The organism is Bradyrhizobium sp. SZCCT0231, assembly GCF_018130245.1.
GTDB classification, from domain to species: Bacteria; Pseudomonadota; Alphaproteobacteria; order Rhizobiales; family Xanthobacteraceae; genus Bradyrhizobium; species Bradyrhizobium japonicum_F.
In genome coordinates this window covers 143,439-159,380 of record NZ_JAFCKP010000004.1, presented here as the reverse complement: position 1 = coordinate 159,380, position 15,942 = coordinate 143,439, and the positions used below count along the sequence as shown (strand labels likewise).

General features: G+C 65.0%; 16 protein-coding genes and 1 pseudogene. 12 read left to right on the top strand and 5 right to left on the bottom strand.

Annotated features, from left to right (window positions below; genetic code table 11):
• Window positions 1-86: 86 nt before the first annotated feature.
• The gene (locus JQ566_RS13725; RefSeq protein ID WP_212372760.1) at window positions 87-419 is read right to left on the bottom strand and encodes a hypothetical protein; all 333 of its coding nucleotides are present in this window, start codon (window positions 417-419) and stop codon (window positions 87-89) included.
• Window positions 420-1,237: 818 nt separating this feature from the next.
• Between JQ566_RS13725 and JQ566_RS13720 the strand changes: the two genes are divergently transcribed.
• The 3 genes from JQ566_RS13720 (at window position 1,238) to JQ566_RS13710 (ending at window position 5,538) form a co-directional block, all read left to right on the top strand.
• Complete coding sequence (locus JQ566_RS13720) at window positions 1,238-1,729, top strand: (2Fe-2S)-binding protein (RefSeq protein WP_212372759.1); 492 nt, start codon at window positions 1,238-1,240, stop codon at window positions 1,727-1,729.
• The gene (locus JQ566_RS13715) at window positions 1,726-4,020 is read left to right on the top strand and encodes a xanthine dehydrogenase family protein molybdopterin-binding subunit (RefSeq protein ID WP_212372758.1); all 2,295 of its coding nucleotides are present in this window, start codon (window positions 1,726-1,728) and stop codon (window positions 4,018-4,020) included. Before JQ566_RS13720 ends, JQ566_RS13715 begins: the two co-directional genes overlap by 4 nt.
• A gap of 423 nt (window positions 4,021-4,443) precedes the next feature.
• Window positions 4,444-5,538 (top strand): HD-GYP domain-containing protein, encoded by a 1,095-nt coding sequence (locus JQ566_RS13710; RefSeq protein ID WP_212372757.1) that lies wholly within the window; start codon window positions 4,444-4,446, stop codon window positions 5,536-5,538.
• Between the two features lie 125 nt (window positions 5,539-5,663).
• Here the strand turns inward: JQ566_RS13710 and JQ566_RS13705 are convergent, their stop codons facing one another.
• Both JQ566_RS13705 and JQ566_RS13700 read right to left on the bottom strand, forming a co-directional pair.
• Window positions 5,664-7,244: an AMP-binding protein gene (locus JQ566_RS13705; RefSeq protein ID WP_212372756.1), complete on the bottom strand. Its 1,581-nt coding sequence runs from the start codon at window positions 7,242-7,244 to the stop codon at window positions 5,664-5,666.
• Window positions 7,245-7,422: 178 nt separating this feature from the next.
• Window positions 7,423-7,833, bottom strand: coding sequence for a VOC family protein (locus JQ566_RS13700; RefSeq protein ID WP_212372755.1), 411 nt, complete (start codon window positions 7,831-7,833; stop codon window positions 7,423-7,425).
• Between the two features lie 124 nt (window positions 7,834-7,957).
• Between JQ566_RS13700 and JQ566_RS13695 the strand changes: the two genes are divergently transcribed.
• From JQ566_RS13695 to JQ566_RS13675, 5 genes and pseudogenes are all read left to right on the top strand, one after another.
• On the top strand, window positions 7,958-8,932 hold the full coding sequence (locus JQ566_RS13695) for a Bug family tripartite tricarboxylate transporter substrate binding protein (RefSeq protein ID WP_212372754.1): 975 nt from the start codon (window positions 7,958-7,960) through the stop codon (window positions 8,930-8,932).
• 150 nt (window positions 8,933-9,082) lie between these two features.
• Entirely contained in the window at window positions 9,083-9,361 is a 279-nt protein-coding gene (locus tag JQ566_RS13690) for a DUF3551 domain-containing protein (RefSeq protein WP_212372753.1), read from the top strand.
• Between the two features lie 100 nt (window positions 9,362-9,461).
• Complete coding sequence (locus JQ566_RS13685) at window positions 9,462-9,914, top strand: ArsR/SmtB family transcription factor (RefSeq protein WP_212372752.1); 453 nt, start codon at window positions 9,462-9,464, stop codon at window positions 9,912-9,914.
• Window positions 9,915-9,922: 8 nt separating this feature from the next.
• Window positions 9,923-10,258: pseudogene (locus JQ566_RS13680) on the top strand (SRPBCC family protein); the annotation flags it as partial.
• A gap of 18 nt (window positions 10,259-10,276) precedes the next feature.
• Window positions 10,277-11,014 carry a DUF899 domain-containing protein gene (locus JQ566_RS13675; RefSeq protein ID WP_212372751.1) on the top strand — a complete coding sequence of 246 codons (738 nt, stop codon included), beginning with the start codon at window positions 10,277-10,279 and terminating at the stop codon, window positions 11,012-11,014.
• A 236-nt stretch (window positions 11,015-11,250) separates the two neighbouring features.
• Here JQ566_RS13675 and JQ566_RS13670 read toward each other — a convergent pair whose 3' ends face one another.
• Complete coding sequence (locus JQ566_RS13670) at window positions 11,251-12,498, bottom strand: S1C family serine protease (RefSeq protein ID WP_212373087.1); 1,248 nt, start codon at window positions 12,496-12,498, stop codon at window positions 11,251-11,253.
• A gap of 203 nt (window positions 12,499-12,701) precedes the next feature.
• On the opposite strand from JQ566_RS13670, the gene JQ566_RS13665 reads away from it, so the two are divergent.
• The 4 genes from JQ566_RS13665 (at window position 12,702) to JQ566_RS13650 (ending at window position 15,039) form a co-directional block, all read left to right on the top strand.
• Window positions 12,702-13,319, top strand: a complete 618-nt coding sequence (locus tag JQ566_RS13665) for a hypothetical protein (protein WP_212372750.1) — start codon at window positions 12,702-12,704, stop codon at window positions 13,317-13,319.
• On the top strand, window positions 13,306-13,680 hold the full coding sequence (locus JQ566_RS13660; protein WP_212372749.1) for a transcriptional regulator: 375 nt from the start codon (window positions 13,306-13,308) through the stop codon (window positions 13,678-13,680). The genes JQ566_RS13665 and JQ566_RS13660 overlap by 14 nt, the downstream gene beginning before the upstream one ends.
• Window positions 13,681-13,709: 29 nt before the next feature.
• Complete coding sequence (locus JQ566_RS13655; RefSeq protein ID WP_212372748.1) at window positions 13,710-14,450, top strand: di-trans,poly-cis-decaprenylcistransferase; 741 nt, start codon at window positions 13,710-13,712, stop codon at window positions 14,448-14,450.
• 103 nt (window positions 14,451-14,553) lie between these two features.
• Window positions 14,554-15,039 carry a Crp/Fnr family transcriptional regulator gene (locus JQ566_RS13650; RefSeq protein WP_212372747.1) on the top strand — a complete coding sequence of 162 codons (486 nt, stop codon included), beginning with the start codon at window positions 14,554-14,556 and terminating at the stop codon, window positions 15,037-15,039.
• Here the strand turns inward: JQ566_RS13650 and JQ566_RS13645 are convergent.
• Window positions 14,978-15,805 carry a metallophosphoesterase family protein gene (locus JQ566_RS13645; protein ID WP_212372746.1) on the bottom strand — a complete coding sequence of 276 codons (828 nt, stop codon included), beginning with the start codon at window positions 15,803-15,805 and terminating at the stop codon, window positions 14,978-14,980. The genes JQ566_RS13650 and JQ566_RS13645 overlap by 62 nt on opposite strands.
• Between the last annotated feature and the right edge of the window lie 137 nt (window positions 15,806-15,942).

Sequence of the window (15,942 nt, the reverse complement as noted above, 5' to 3'; positions counted from 1 at the left end):
CGGACGGCTATGCCCGGCCATGACGATGTGGCAACATCAACGCATGACGGCGCAGATGCGATTACCTTGCGTCACGAAGGGGCACCTCACTCCCACATCCAGTTCTCGCCGTAATCCTCCTTCCATCCTGCCAGCCGTCCGTGGCGGAATTGCAGGAACAGGCGGTGGCGGTAGGGGATCAGGCCGCTGCCGCCGATGTTGCGCAAAGCGAGATAGATCTCGTTGCCCGGACGTCCCCGCACATATTGCAGCGGCTGGCCGAGGGCGCGCGCGGTCTGTTCGGCATCCATGCCGAAGGCGAGCGGCGTGTTGTTCGACAAGGTCACGACGAAGGGCTGGCGCGGAGCGGCGCCGAACGGCTCGGCCTGCGCAGAGATCGACAGCAACATCGTGCCCGCGGCCAGCATCATCAGCTTCATCGCCCAAATCCTTGCTTGATCGACCTATGCCGGCAAGTTCTTTAGGAAAGGCGCGACCGCGTCAACAAAAGCCTGGGGCTGATCGATGTTGACGGCGTCGCGATCGATCTTCGGCATTGTTTCCGCCCCTTTCTTTTTTCGCCGCTAACTCGGTGCTTCACCCTCCCCTGGAGGGGCAGGGCTATCGCATATGAGCAGTACACTTTTGGGCACGATACTCTCCACATCGTCATGGCCGGGCTTGTCCCGGCCATCCACGCCTTGCTACGCAGCACAAAGAACGTGGATGCCCGGGACAGGCCCGGGCATGACGACCTCTGGTGAAGGTTCATATGCGATTGCCCTGCCTGGAGGGGGAGGGTCGGCTCACATGAAGCGTAGCGAAATGTGAGACGGGGTGGGGTGACGGTCTCTCCACCTCCAACAGTGTTCGTGTGGAGAGATCGCCCCACCCCGCTCGCGCTGCGCGCGATCGACCACGGGCGAGCTACGCTCGTCCCGGACCCCTCCAGGGGAGGATAAGGGTTTGCGTGCGGCTGCACTCTAGCCCGCCAAGTTACCTCGAAGAAACTGCCTGAATGCGATGGCACGCATGTCGGACGCACGCGCTGTTGTGTCCAGTGGCTGCGTCGGTGTCGTTGGCGCGGCGCACAACGAGTGGGTGTGGTGGTGGCTTTTTTCGACTGCTTCCAAATTGCATTTGCTTCCGCGTCTGAACGTGATCATTCTCGCGGGCAAGGCTGACGCCAGCCCGGTGGGCGTCCGCTGCACAAGTTGCCGCCGTAAGCGGCTTCATGCACCGGCAGGGGAAGACGCCTATGCCAACACTCACCATCAACGGGCGGAGTCTGTCCGTGGATGCGGCGAACGACACGCCGCTCCTCTGGGCGATCCGCGAGCAATTGCAGATGACCGGCACCAAGTTCGGCTGCGGTGCCGGGCTGTGCGGTGCGTGCACCGTGCACGTCAACGGCGAAGCCGTGCGCTCGTGCCAGACCATGCTCAGTGACGTCGCCGGCAAGAAGATCACCACCATCGAAGGCCTCTCCGCCAAGGGCGATCATCCCTTGCAGAAGGCGTGGATCGCCGAGCAGGTGCCGCAATGCGGCTACTGCCAGTCCGGCCAGATCATGCAGGCGGCCTCGCTGCTCGCGAAGAATCCGAATCCGACCAGGGAAGAAGTGGTCGCGCATATGGACGGCAATCTCTGCCGCTGCATGACCTATTCGCGGATCCAGAAGGCGATCATGCGCGCCGCATCCGAGATGCGCACCGCGTCCGCCACCTCCAGCGAGCGGAGGCCCACATGAACAGCCACGTGAAGAACCTCACGCCCGAGACGACCGATCTCAGCCGCCGCTCCTTCCTGGTCGGCACCGCCGCCGCCGGCCTCGTGCTCGGCTATGCCGGCGTGCCCGGCATCGAGTCCGCGGCGGCCGCCGCGCCCGCCAATTTCGAGCCGAGTGTCTGGTATGCGATCTCGCCGGACGGGCTCGTCACCGTGACCTGCGGCAAGGCCGATATGGGCCAGCACATCGCCTCCACCATGGCGCAGATCGTCTGTGAGGAGCTGGGCGCGAAGTGGAGCGACATGCGCGTGCAGCTCGCCTCCAACGATCCCAAGTTCAACGATCCCGTGCTGGGCGCGCAGATCACCGGCGGCAGCTGGTCGACCATGATGAACTTCGAGGCGATGAGCCGCGCCGGCGCTGCCGGTCGCATCGCACTGACCGAGGCGGCGGCCGCCGCCATGGGTCTGCCGCCCTATTTTAGGGATCAGCTCGTGGTCCGCGATTCCGTGATCTCGCATCCGAAGTCGAAGAAGCAGATGAGCTTTGCCGAGATCGTCCGAAGCGGCAAGGTGACGAAAACCTTCACGCCGGACGAGCTGAAGGCAATCAAGCTGAAGACGCCGGACCAATACACCATGATCGGCGTCTCGGTGCCGCAGCTCGACATCCCCTCCAAGACCAACGGCACGGCCAAATATGGCATCGACGTGATGCTGCCGGGCATGGTCTACGGCAAGGTGGTGACCCCGCCGGTGCGCTTCGGCGCGACCGTGAAATCGGTCGACGACAGCGAAGCCAGGAAGGTGCCCGGCTTCCTGAAGGCGGTCATCCTCGACGACAAGACCGGAACCACCTCCGGCTGGGTGGTCGCGGTCGCTAACACCTATGCCAACGCCCGCAGGGCGGCGGATGCGCTGAAGATCGCTTATGACAGCGGTCCGAACGCCAAGCTGTCGAGCCAGTCGCTGCTCGATGAAGCCAAGCGGCTTCAGAAGCTGGATGATTCCGGCCAGTTCTTCGTCAAGGACGGCGATCCCGTTGCTGCCTTCGGTTCGGCGGCCAAGGTGGTGGAGGCGGAATACACCACCAGCATCAACATCCACGCGCCGCTGGAGCCGATGAACGCCACCGCGGAGTTCAAGGGCGACATCCTGCACATCTATTCCGGCAACCAGTTCGCGACGCGCTCCGGCGCGATCGCGGCGGGCGCGGCCGGGATCGATCCGAAATTCGCCGTCATGCACCAGATGTGGCTGGGCGGCGGCTTCGGCCGGCGTCTCGATGCCGACATGATGATTCCCGCCGTGCAGGCGGCGAAGGCAGTCGGCAAGCCGGTGAAGGTGATCTATTCGCGCGAGAACGACATGACGATGGATTTCTCGCGTCCGCTCACCTATCAAAAGGTCAAGGCCGGCGTGGACGGCGATGACAAGCTCATTGCGATCAGCCACGATGTGGTCTCGGCCTGGCCGACCGCGCGCTGGGGAATCCCTGACTTCCTGACGCCCTCGGTCGACAAGAAGGGCCCGCTCGATTCCTTCACGGTGAACGGGGCGGACTTCTTCTACACCGTGCCCAACCATTATGTGCGCGCGATCAAGAACGAGCTCGCGCACAATGCCACGCCGTCCGGCCAGCTCCGTTCGGTGGCGCCGGGCTGGACCTTCTGGGCGGTCGAAAGCATGATCGACGAGATCGCGGCGGCGACGGGCAAGGATCCCGCCCAGTTCCGCATCTCGCTGCTCGACGGCGCCGGCAAGAACGACGGCGGCGCGCAGCGCTTGCGCAACACGCTGCTCGCCGCGATGGGACTGTCCGGCTACGGCACCAGGCAATTGCCGAAAGGCGAGGGCATGGGCGTCGCCTGCGTCTCCTCGCAGGAGCGCGCGTCCGCGAGCTGGACGGCGTGCGTCGCTCACGTCGCCGTCGCGGCGTCGGGGGCGGTGACCGTGAAGAAGCTCACGGTCGCAACCGACGTCGGCACGCAGGTGCATCCCGACAACATCCGCGCCCAGGTCGAGGGTGCGGCGCTGTGGGGCCTGTCGCTGGCGATGTACGAGAAGGCGACGCTGAAGGACGGTGGCATCGAGCAGACCAATTTCGACAGCTACACGCCCTTGCGCATGAGCCAGACGCCCGAGGTCGCGATTGCCGTGATCGCCAATGGCGAGAAGGCCACCGGCGTCGGCGAGCCCGCGGTGACGGTGGTGGCGCCGGCCATCGGCAACGCCATCTTCAACGCCAGCGGTGCCCGCGTCCGCGCTCTGCCGATCACGGCGGAGGCCGTGAAGGCGAGCATGAAGGCGTAGGCTGATTGCCGAATGAGATGATCCGCCGGAGGCGAGCCTCCGGCGGATTTGTTTTGGTGTTTGCACTCCACGCTCGGTGTCATGCTCCGCCTAGTGCGCAATTGCGCACGGGGGCGGGGCATCCAGTACGCCGCGGCTTCTCGGCCCTAGCCGCGCCGTCTCGGAGTACTGGATCGCCCGGTCAAGCCGGGCGATGACAGCGGAGGGTGGGGCGGATAGCGTCCAAAATTCCTCTTTCCGATCAATGCCCTTTCTACTGTGCATGGGGTTGTTTTCGCGGTTCTGGTTTGGAGCCGCCACGGAATCCAAATCCCTAAAATTGCACCGAATTCCCCAAGGTCCCATTGAGCACGCCTCTTAAGGCCCGGAGAACCTGATCCGGCTTAGGCTGACGCCAAATCCAGTCCGTGCTTTGGGGAAGTCATGAACGCCTCAGCCAAACCCGCCGCCAACCGTCGGCTTCTGCTCGCCTCCGATCGCAGCGACGGCAGCAGCGAGCTCGCCAGCATCTTGAAAGCGGTTGGCGACGTCTCCACCGTGAAGACGGAGGAGATCCCCGACCAACCGGCGCGCGATCTCTCCGGCCTCGTGGTCGACATCAACCTGCGCTCGCCCGAGAGCGTGCAGCGGGTGCGCAACAAGCTGCGCGGCGATGCCTACCGTTCGATGCCGCGGCTGTTCGTGCTCGCGGACGCCCTGCATCACGGCACCATGCAGGCCTGGGCGCTAGGGGCCACCGACACCATCTCACGGCCGCTCCAGGCGGACGCCATCCTTCAGCGCATCCGCGCCGCCTTCCCGGACACGGCCGCCTATGACGCGACCGATCGCGGCAAGACGCTCAACCGCGGCGTCGAGGCGGCGCATGCGGTGCTGACCAAGATGTTCGAGAAGCTGCCGCTCGGCGTGCCCCTGACCTTCGACGACGTCATCGCCGCCGAGAGCAAGATCCTGAAGGCGATCAAGCATTCCTCGCTGCGCGAATGGCTCACCACGGTCGGCTGCCATCATGTCGGCAGCTATCGCCACTGCCTGTTCGTCACCGGCTTCGCCGTCGCCTTCGCGCAGCATCTCGGCATGCGCGAGGACGACCAGCGCCGCCTGACCCGCGCCGCGCTGCTGCACGACGTCGGCAAGGCCTTCGTTCCGGCCTGGCTGCTCGACAAGCCGGGCAAGCTCAACGACGAGGAGACGGCCGAGGTCCGCCAGCATCCGCGCCGCGGCTATGACGCGCTCGCCGCTCAAGGCGGCTTCCCGCCGGAGATGCTCGACGTCGTGCTGCATCATCATGAATTCCTCGACGGCTCCGGCTATCCGAACGGCCTGTCGTCGAACCAGATCAGCGACATCGTGCGGCTGACGACGATCGTCGACATCTACGCCGCCCTGGTGGAGAAGCGCGCCTACCGCATGCCCTTCACCCACTCCCGCGCCTTCACGATGATGGAAGGCATGGGCGGCAAGCTCGACCAGCAGCTGCTGCAGGCGTTCCGCCCGGTGGCGCTGGGGTCGTTCTGATTTCGGTATCGTAGTATCGTAGGGTGGGCAAAGGCGCGCCCTTCGCGCGCCGTGCCCACCATGCATCCGCGTTCGTGAAATGAATGGTGGGCACGCTTCGCTTTGCCCACCCTACGGCACCTCGCTCACCCCACCAGCTTCCGCAGCTCCGCCTTCGCCACCTTCTCCAGCGTCGAGCGCGGCATGTCGTCGACGAGCCTGATCTCGCGCGGCAGCTTGAAATCGGCGAGGCCCTTGCGGCAGGCTTCCATCACGCGATCATGCAGGTCGGGCGCAGCACCCGCGACGCCGCCCTGCGGGATGATGAAGACGACCGGCACCTCGTCCAGCATCGGATGCTTCTTCGCCACCACGGCGGCCTCGCGCACGCCCGGCACGAGCGCGATCACCTGCTCGATCTCGGAGGCCGCGACGTTCTCGCCGCCGACCTTCAGCATGTCCTTGGCGCGGTCGCCGAACTTGATGAAGCCGTTCTCGAGCCGCTCGACGCGGTCGCCGGTGAGGAAGAAGCCGTGCTCGTCAAAACTCTCGCGCGTCGCCTTCTCGTTGTGCAGGTACTCGGCGAACAGCGACAACCCCGGAATGCCCTTGATCGCGAGATTGCCGGTGTCGCCGACTGCGGTCGGCCGTCCCTCGTCGTCCGTGATGCGGATCCGATACTCGGGCGCGGCGCGCCCGATCGACATCGGGATGTTGGGCTGGTCGACCTCGCCGACGATGCCGTGGGTGATGGTCTCGGTCATGCCCCACCAGCCGATCATCTTGACGCCGAAGGCGGCGAACGCCGGCGGCTCGTTGATCGCGGTGCCCCACAGGCGGAATTTATGGTCCTTCGGGATCTCCTGCTCGAGCAGCGCCTTCATGCAGAACGGAATCGTCGAGGTCCAGGTCGCGCCATGCTCGCGCGCGACGCCCCAGAACCGGCTTGCGGAGAAGCGCGGCTGGATCACGCAAGTCGCCCCGACCCACAGCGTCGCCAGCATGGAATAGGCCAGCGCGTTGGTGTGGAACAGCGGCAGATAGGCCTGGTGCACGTCGCCGGCGTGAAGGTCCTCATGCGCAGCGTTGATCTTGGCTCCCCACAGCGCGTTGGCATGGGTCCACAGCACCGCTTTGGGGCGCGATGTCGTGCCAGACGTGTACTGCACGCTGCATGGTGCGAGCGGATCGGTCGCGCGCCCGGGACGGGCGGCGCTGTCGGCGAACAGCGATTCGAAGCTGTCGCCGCGCGAGACCGCTTGCGCCGGCGCCGCGCCCGCATCGTGCGAGGTCACAGCCAGCCAGCGAATGTTGCGGCAGTTCTGCGCGACGATTTCCGCATAGGCCGGCTGCGTGATCGCGGCGACCGCGCCGCAATGATCGGCGAAATATTCGATCTCGGCCGGCGCCGAGCGGGTGTTGGTGGTGACCGCGATGGCGCCGAGCTCGACACAGGCAAACCAGGCCAGCATCGCCTCGATGCAATTGTCCAGATGAATGAGCACATATTCGCCGGGCTTGACGCCGCGCCTGGCGAGCCCTGCCGCGAGCGCACCGACGCACTCGTGAAACTCGCCGTAGCTCCAGCGCCGCGCCGGCGCGTCGAACGGCGCCCAGATCAGGAACGGATGATCACGCCGGACCTCGGCGCGCAGCTTGAGCAGCCAGGGCACGTCGAGCCCCTCGAACGGTCCGACGATTCCGGGTGTGGTCTGTTGAACTGGCATGGCTCCTCCCCGTGCAGCCCGCATCTTGCTGGCGGCTGTCTTTTGATGATTGCGTCTTCCTGCCATCGGATGACGCCGGGTGCAAATCGGATGATGCGTGTAGGGCTGCGCTCTCTCCCCGTCATTGCGAGGAGCCCTTGCGACGAAGCAATGACGGGTGGGGCTAGGGGCGGAGGCCTCAATCCTCGTACGACGAGATCTCGATCAAGCTGCCATCCGGATCCCGGCAATAGACCGAGCGCAGCGTGCCGCGGGCGCCTTGCCTCGGGCCCGGGCCTGCTTCGATCGCGACGCCATGTGCCCTTAAATGCGCCACCACCTCGTCGGGTGTGGCCGAGGTGAGAAAGCACAGATCCTCGCTGCCGGCGGTCGGGTGGCCGGCGGTGAACCACTCCACTTTATCTGCATCGCGTTGCCGGACGTTGATCTTCTGGTTACCGAATTCAAGCAAAGTGCGGGGCGGCCTGCCGCCGCCGGGATCGAACACCTTGACTTCCATGCCGAGAATCTTGCGATACCACTCCGCGGTCACCGCGACATCGCTGACATTGATCACGAGATGATCCAGTGCATGAACCTTGACCGGCATGTCTCATCCTTTCGTCGTGATGCGCCCCGCGCACTTTCCGCCTGCGACAAGCTTTGTTACAACCGCACCGACGCGACTTTCAAGCTATCGGACTTTCAAGAACAACACTGGGAGAACCCTTGAAATGATCACTCGCCGTACCGCGCTGGGCCTGCTCGCCGCCAGTCCGCTTGCAGCCACCCCGCTGTCGAAGGCCCTTGCCGCCGATTATCCGGCCCGTCCGGTGAAATGGGTGGTCGGCTATCCGCCGGGCGGGGCCACCGACATCCTGGGCCGGCTGCTCGGCCAGCGCCTGTCGGAAAGGCTCGGCCAGCAGTTCGTGATCGAGAACAAGCCGGGCGCCGGGAACAATATCGCGACCGAATCGGTCATCAATGCCGAGCCCGATGGCTACACGCTGCAGCTGGTCAATCCGGCCAACTACATCAACGCCTCGCTCTATGCCAACCTGAAGTTCAACTTCGTGCGCGACATGGCGCCGGTCGCTTCGTTCCAGCGCGTGCCGAACGTGATGACCGTCAACAAGGACGTGCCGGCCAAGAACGTCGCCGAGTTCATCGAATATGTGAAGGCCAATCCCGGCAAGGTGAACATGGCCTCGTCCGGCAACGGCACCTCGGTGCATCTGTCCGGCGAGATGTTCATGGCCATGACCGGCTGCAAGATGCAGCACGTGCCCTATCGCGGCGCTGCGCCCGCGATCACCGACATGATGGGCGGCCAGGTGCAGGTGATCTTCGACAACATGCCCTCGATCATCCAGCACATCCGCTCCGGCTCGCTGCGCGCCATCGGCGTCACCTCGGCGGAGCGTTCGCCGCAATTGCCGGACGTGCAGACGGTCGCCGAGACCGTCAAGGGCTACGAGGCGAGCGCGCTGTTCGGCATGGGAGCGCCGAAGAACACGCCGAAGGAGATCATCGCCAAGCTCAACGCCGAGGTCAACGCGCTGATGAAGGAGCCCGACATGGCCAAGCGCCTGGTCGAGCTCGGCGGCGAGCCTCGCGTGCAGACGCCCGAGGCGTTCGGCGAGGAGATCAAGGCCGAGACCGAGAAGTGGAAGAAGGTCGTCGAGTTCGCCGGCCTGAAGGTCGAGTAGCGATCTTGTGATGCCCGAGAAGGGAGCCCTGCCGTTCGGCAGGGCTTTTTTCTTGTCTGCGTTGCTTCGTTGATCTGGAATAAAACGCTGCGGCGAAACCTGATGATATGTGGGGCCGTACCTCGCACCACGAAGAGAGGAGTTGGAATCATGCGCATGGTGCAATCGGCGTTGCCGGCGCTGGCCACCATGGTTCTCGTCGGTCTCGCCACCAGCACCCCCGCCACGGCGCGCGATTATCCCTGGTGCGCGCAGGGCGGCGAGTATGACTATCCCGGCGAATGCGCCTACAGCACCTATGAGCAATGCCAGGCCAGCGTGTCCGGGCGGCTGCTGTACTGCGATCGCAATCCTCGCTTCGCCTACGGCCAGCAACAAATCCCACAGCCGCGTCCGCACCGGCGCGCGCGGCCTGTCGCGCCCTACTGATCGCGCTTCGTACTGATCGCAACCTGATCACGCAGTCGTGCGCACCCGTGCCCGCGGGTTCGGGCTTGACGGCTTTCCGCTCGCGTCTATACTAAACCAAATGGTTAAGTATCAGGACGAGACGCTGGACCGGACCTTTGCGGCGTTATCCGACCCGACGCGGCGTGCATTGCTGGCGCGCCTAGGCGAGCAGGACGGCCTGTCGGTGAGCGAGCTGGCCGCGCCGTTTCCGGTCTCGCTGCCGGCGATCATGAAGCATCTCGACGTGCTCACGGATGCCGGCCTGATCGTGCGCGAGAAGACCGGGCGCACGGTCGCCTGCCGGCTCACCGCGCGGCCGATGGAGCAGGCGATGAACTGGCTCAATCGCTATGCGCAGTTCTGGTCCCACAATCTCGATCGCCTTGCCGCCTTCGTGGAGGAAGAGACATGGCCAACGCAGCCGCCAACGCCGCCGAACGCCCCGCAGAGCGTCCAAGCCTCACGCTCACGCGCCGGCTCCGCGCGCCGCCGGCAAAGGTCTACGCCGCCTGGACGCAAGCCGCGCAGCTAGCGCAATGGTTCGGCCCGCCGAACATGAAGCCGGCGACGCTTCAAGCGGAGCTCGACGTGCGCGTCGGCGGCAGCTTTCGCATCAGCTTCACCCGCGACGACGGCGAATATTTCGAGGCCGGCGGCTTTTATCGCAAGGTGGTGCCGAACGAGCTGCTCGTCTTCACCTGGGCCTGGCACTCGACGCCGGAACGTGAATCGCTGGTGACGATCTCGCTGAAGCCGGACGGTGCCGGCACCTTGATGATCTTTCATCACGCCCAGTTCTTCGACGAGACCGCACGCGACAACCACCAGCGCGGCTGGAGCTCGTTCTTCGACAAGCTCGATGCCTTCGTCGCCTGAGTTCCAAAGGAGAGTGTCATGCAGCAACATCAGATCGTTTCGCGCGAGCAATGGATTGCGGCGCGCAAGGCCCTTCTGGCCCATGAGAAGGAGTTGACGCAGGCCCGCGAACGGGTGGCCGACGAGCGCCGCCAGCTCCCCTGGGTGAAGGTCGACAAGACCTACGTCTTCACCGGGCCGAACGGCAAGGTCACGCTTGCCGACCTGTTCAAGGGCCGCCCGCAGCTCGTCGTCCAGCACGTGATGTTCGCGCCCGATTGGGACGCGGCCTGCAAGAGCTGCTCGTTCTGGGCCGACGGTTTCGAGCGCATGGTGCCGCATCTGGCCGCGCGCGACACGTCCATGGCCGCGGTCTCGCTGGCGTCGAGCGCAAAGCTCGAGGCCTTCAAGACGCGGATGGGCTGGACCTTCGACTGGGTCTCCTCGGGCGACAACGATTTCAACCGGGATTACGGCGTTACGTTCTCGCGGGAAGAGATCGAGACCGGAAAGCCGATGTACAATTTCGGCACCACGCCGATCTACGGCCCCGAGCTGCCTGGGATCAGCGTGTTCTACCGCGACGAGGCCGGTCAGATCTTCCACACCTATTCCTGCTTCGCCCGCGGCCTCGACATGATGAACGCCGCCTATCAATATCTCGATCTCACCCCGCTCGGCCGTCACGAGGAAGGCCTGCCCTATCCGATGGACTGGGTCCGCCTTCGCGACCAGTACGAGCCGCAGCCGGCGAAGGCGGCGTGCTGCCACGGGTGAGGTTGTACGCCGGATCGGCAACATCGGTGTCATCGCCCGGCTTGCCGCCTTCGCTGAAGCTTCGGCGCGCCGAGCACCCGTGTGAGCCTCGGCGTAGCCTTGGCGGAGCCGGGACCGGGCGATCCAGTACTCCGAGACGGCAGTGATGAATCGAGAGGCCGCGGCGTACTGGATTCCCCGCCTTCGCGGGGAATGACAGCCGAGGGTGATGTGCGGGGTGTGCCTTGCCTCGATAGCTACCGCTTCGCGTCCGCCTGCTCCGTGGCATTGCACGAGATCAGCATCGTGTAGGGCCGGGCGTTGGTGGCGATGTCGGTGGTCTTGAGCTCGCTCTTCGGTTCGGCGGTCTGATAGGGCACAACGGAATTGTCGAGGAAGTCGCGCAGCACGCCGGTCTTGATGGCGAAGTTGATGTTCTCGGGAATGTTGCCTGTCGCTACGGCGATGCGCAATGCCGGGATCTTTGCGGTGACCACGCCCACGACCTGACCGGTGTTATCGAACAGCGGCCCGCCGCTATTGCCGGGCTGTACGGGTGCACTGATCTGCAGGAAGCGCGAGTCGTTGCGCATGCCGCTGAGCGAGCTCACGATGCCGGTCGTCACGGTGAAGTCCGAGGTCAGGATTCCGTGATAGGGAAAGCCGATCGCGACCACGGAATCGCCGGAGCGGATCGAGCGGTCGCGGATCCGGGCAAAGTCCTTGAATGTCGTCGTCGACGGCGCCTGCAACAGGGCGAGATCGTTGTTGGCGTCGCTCGACACCAAGCGCAGCACCATTGCGGCCTCGCCGGTGAGGTTGCCCTTGATGTCGCCGACGCAGCCGTCGATCACATGGTGGTTGGTGACGATGTGCCCGCTCGTGCTCACCACGAAGCCGGTGCCGCTCTTGGCTCTGGCGGGTTTGCCGCCGGCCGGCGATGCCGCCTGCTTGTCCGACGCGGCCTGCGGCTTGGCGGTCATCTTGGTGAAGTCGCCGACCTTGTCCAGCCCGTCGGCCTTGACCCGGGTCACACAATTGCTGACGGCCGCAAGCAGAGGGGCAGTCGATGTCAGGCTGAATTGGAAAGGCGTGCCTCTCGCCACCGCCACCATCAGGCTCGCCTTCTGGAAGGCACGAGCGACGTTCGTAGGCAGAACTGCCGAGACCATGACCTCGGAAAAGGCAGTCGCAAAGAGCCTCACCTCGGCCTGACCGTCGAAGGTCACGTCGATCGTCAGGTTCTCGCCCTTCTTGAACCGAAACGCTGGATTGGCAAAACCGAGCAGCCACGCGTTGCTCGAATCCTGGCCGACAAGCAAAGTCATGCCATTGGCGTAGGGCGTGCTTGCAGCGCAGTGAGTGAACGCGCCGGTCGAGTCATTGGTGAAAGCGCCACCGTTCCAGTTGCCGATGTGGATGGTGCCGAAAGGCCCCGCCGCCTGAACGAGCCCGGCGAGCATCATCTGGAAAACAAACGCGACGACAAACGACCTCAGCCACATGCCAGCCCCCTGGAACGCTTTTGAATCCATCTTATCCGTGAGGGCAGGTGACGCGCAACCGCCAGTTGTCCGTTCGGGCTCGATCCGGCTGGCGCAACATTCGGGCTTGCATTTGCTTTGCAGCGCCATATACTTTGCAATACAAAGTAACGGGGCCCGCAGTCCCGGAACGCCCCGGGTGGAACGAGGTTTTGGCGTTGCCAATGCGCGATCTCGACAAGGCGCTCGCCGATATCGTGGCGATCCGCAGCCAGATCGCGGCCGGCACCGCCTTCCGCGGCTACGGCCCGGCGACGATGGCGGCGACCGGCGCCGTCGCGCTCATCACCGCGGTTCTGCAATTCTGGCTGCTGGACGATCCCACCGGTGAGCCGCTCGGCTTCTTCATCGGCTGGTTCATTGCCGCCGTGCTCTCGGGGCTGATCATCGGGATCGAAATGCGTGCGCGCTCGCAACGCCATCATTCCGGTCTTGCCGACGCCATGATCCACCAGGCGGTCGAGCAGTTTCTGCCCGCCGGCGTTGCCGGCGTGCTGCTCGCGGTGGTGATGTGGAAGTTCGCTAGCGAGACGCTGTGGCTGCTGCCGGGCCTGTGGCAGATCCTGGTGTCGCTCGGCATTTTCGCCTCGGTCCGCTCGCTGCCGCGCACCGTCGCGCTCGCCGGCGCCTGGTATTTCGTGTCCGGCTTCGCGGTCGTGGTGCTCGCGAGCCGAACCCATACGCTGTCGCCGTGGACCATGGGGCTGCCCTTCGTGATCGGGCAATCGGTGATGGCGGCCATTCTGCATTTCGCGTCCGGAGACAACGATGTCGAAGACTGACAGCGCGCCCTTCTCTTATGAAGGACTCGACCGCGTGATCCACGAGAAGGCGAGGCTCGGGCTTCTGACCTCGCTGATGGCGCATCCCAAGGGGCTGGCATTCGGCGATCTCAAGCAGCTCTGCGGCCTCACCGACGGCAATCTCAGCCGGCACCTTGCCGTGCTCCAGGAAGCCGGCCTCGTCGAGGTGACCAAGGGCTACGAGGGTAACCGCCCGCACACGACCTGCCGCCTGACCAAGGCCGGCCGCCGCCGTTTCCTCGACTATCTCGCCGTGCTCGAGCGGCTGGTGCGCGACGCGGCGAAAGCCGCCGGCCGCGAGGCGCCGCCGCTCGGCCGCCTCGGCGTGGTCTCGACCTGATCTTCCCCTTTTTGACCGGAGACTTTGCAATGCAAAGTGAAATCACGTCACGCAACGACAAGCTTCATGTCGGCATCATCATGGACGGCAACGGCAGATGGGCGACGCGGCGCGGCCTGTCGCGCGTACGTGGCCACGAGGCCGGCGTCGAGACCATCCGCCGTATCGTCGAGACCGCGCCCAAGCAGGGCATCGGCACGCTGACGCTTTACGCCTTCTCCACCGACAATTGGCGGAGGCCGAAGGCCGAGGTCGCCGCGCTGATGACCTTGCTGCGCTTCTATCTCGCGAGCGAGGTGCAGAGCCTGGTCAGGAACGGCGTGCGCCTGACCGTCATCGGCCGCCGCGATCGCCTGCCCGAAGGCATCGCCACCGCGATCACCCGCGCCGAAGCGGCCACCGCCGATGGCGGCGCGCTGCATTTGCGCATCGCCGTCGATTATTCCGCGCGCGACGCCATCCTCAATGCCGCGGCGAAGGCGGCCGCGTTGACGAGCCTCACCCGGGAAGCCTTCTCGCAGCTCGTGACCGGCGAGGCTGGCCTTCGCGACGTCGATCTCATCATCCGCACGTCCGGCGAGAAGCGGCTGTCGGACTTCCTGCTCTGGGAAGGCGCCTATGCCGAGTTGCACTTCACCGAGCGGATGTGGCCCGAATTCGAGGCGAGCGATCTCACTGAGGCGCTGGCGGCCTTCCACAACCGTGAGCGTCGCTTTGGTGGCCTGCAGGCCATCCTGCCCGGAGAGGTGCCTTCGCTCTCCCGGGTGTGACGCGCCTCTCGCGCCAGCCGCACCCCCGTTGATTGCCGCGTGGCACGGATCGTGCTCTAGTATTCCGGCGTTGGGTATCCCCGGCGATGGGAGCTTTCGCAAGATGCGCGCGGTCCTGGACTATTGCACTGGCGGAACGGATCGGCAGTTTGCCGCCGACACGATCATCGTCACCGAGGGGGGCACCTCCGGCCATCTCTACGTGCTGATGCAAGGCAAGCTCGAGGTGCTCAAGGGCGAGATGGTGGTCGCCACCGTCACCGAGCCCGGTGCGGTGCTGGGTGAAATGTCCGTGCTGCTGGGCCAGCCGCACACCGCAACCGTGCGGGCCTGCTCCGACGTGGTCGTCTATGAGTTCGAGAATGCCGCCTCGTTCCTCGAGAAGGAGCCGGGCGTGGCCCTGCTGATCGCGAAAATGCTGGCGCAGCGGCTCAATGTCGCCAACACCTATCTCGCCGATCTCAAGCGGCAATATGCCGGCCACGGCACGCATCTCGCCATGGTCGGCGAAGTGCTCCAGAGCATGATCAACCTGCCGCCGCTGGAGGTCTCGCCAGGCTCGGATCGGCAATCCGATCCAAGAATGTGAGCCAGTCGGGCGGCGCCTCGATGGGAGCGGCGGGGCGCTTCAGCGGTGCATTCAGGTCGATCCACTGGGCCTCGCCGGCCGCCAACCAGAATGCCTTGTCCGCACCGAGGTCCAGCACGATGTAAGTCGGCGGCCGGCCCGGTTGCAGGCCCGTATTGAACACCCAGGTCTGGCCCAGTCGGTCGAACCACGAGCCGCCGGTGACGAACGGCGACTGATGCACATGGCCCGAGATCACCATCGACGGCTGGTGCTGCACGATCCATTGCACCAGCTCGACGTCGCCGAAGAAGCGCTTGCCGCCCCAGCTCGTCGGTGAATCCGCCGGCGGCGCGTGATGCGCCCAGATCCAGCGCGGCGGCCTGACGGCCGCGGCATCGCGCAACTGCTCGATGAGACGTTGCTTGACCTGAGGTCCGTCCCACCACGGGCACACCGTGAACAGGGTTTCGCCGATGCTGAGGCTGTCGCCATCGCAGGCAATGCCAAGCTCGCGCACCTCCGAGATCCAGCGCGAAATCTTCTCGCCTTCGGCGTTGCGCTCGTCGAGGTCGTGATTGCCGGAGCAGAGGATCACGCGGGTCGTCGCGGCCAGCAGCGCGAGGTATTTCTTCACCACCACGATCTGGGCGCGGAAATCCACCATCGAGCCGATATCGAGCGCATCGCCGGCGAAGATCACGAGGTCGAATTGCGGCGCCGCGCTGACCAGCCAGTCGAGCTGAGGCAGCGAATAGTGCAGGTCGGCCACGACCAGGCAGCGCATGGAAAATCCGACGGCGAGAGATCAAAATGTCAGGGAATTCCAAAAACGGCATAAAGCAAGAAGCAGACCAGCCCGGCCGCCCCGTCGCGTCAATCCAACGGGCGACAGCATGCTGCGGCGCGTCGCGGAGCGCAAGG

Coding starts and splice junctions, on each gene's coding strand:
- JQ566_RS13725 (WP_212372760.1), bottom strand. CDS start 419: ATGAAGCTGATGATGCTGGCCGCGGGCACGATGTTGCTGTCGATCTCT.
- JQ566_RS13720 (WP_212372759.1), top strand. CDS start 1,238: ATGCCAACACTCACCATCAACGGGCGGAGTCTGTCCGTGGATGCGGCG.
- JQ566_RS13715 (WP_212372758.1), top strand. CDS start 1,726: ATGAACAGCCACGTGAAGAACCTCACGCCCGAGACGACCGATCTCAGC.
- JQ566_RS13710 (WP_212372757.1), top strand. CDS start 4,444: ATGAACGCCTCAGCCAAACCCGCCGCCAACCGTCGGCTTCTGCTCGCC.
- JQ566_RS13705 (WP_212372756.1), bottom strand. CDS start 7,244: ATGCCAGTTCAACAGACCACACCCGGAATCGTCGGACCGTTCGAGGGG.
- JQ566_RS13700 (WP_212372755.1), bottom strand. CDS start 7,833: ATGCCGGTCAAGGTTCATGCACTGGATCATCTCGTGATCAATGTCAGC.
- JQ566_RS13695 (WP_212372754.1), top strand. CDS start 7,958: ATGATCACTCGCCGTACCGCGCTGGGCCTGCTCGCCGCCAGTCCGCTT.
- JQ566_RS13690 (WP_212372753.1), top strand. CDS start 9,083: ATGCGCATGGTGCAATCGGCGTTGCCGGCGCTGGCCACCATGGTTCTC.
- JQ566_RS13685 (WP_212372752.1), top strand. CDS start 9,462: ATGGTTAAGTATCAGGACGAGACGCTGGACCGGACCTTTGCGGCGTTA.
- JQ566_RS13675 (WP_212372751.1), top strand. CDS start 10,277: ATGCAGCAACATCAGATCGTTTCGCGCGAGCAATGGATTGCGGCGCGC.
- JQ566_RS13670 (WP_212373087.1), bottom strand. CDS start 12,498: ATGTGGCTGAGGTCGTTTGTCGTCGCGTTTGTTTTCCAGATGATGCTC.
- JQ566_RS13665 (WP_212372750.1), top strand. CDS start 12,702: ATGCGCGATCTCGACAAGGCGCTCGCCGATATCGTGGCGATCCGCAGC.
- JQ566_RS13660 (WP_212372749.1), top strand. CDS start 13,306: ATGTCGAAGACTGACAGCGCGCCCTTCTCTTATGAAGGACTCGACCGC.
- JQ566_RS13655 (WP_212372748.1), top strand. CDS start 13,710: ATGCAAAGTGAAATCACGTCACGCAACGACAAGCTTCATGTCGGCATC.
- JQ566_RS13650 (WP_212372747.1), top strand. CDS start 14,554: ATGCGCGCGGTCCTGGACTATTGCACTGGCGGAACGGATCGGCAGTTT.
- JQ566_RS13645 (WP_212372746.1), bottom strand. CDS start 15,805: ATGCGCTGCCTGGTCGTGGCCGACCTGCACTATTCGCTGCCTCAGCTC.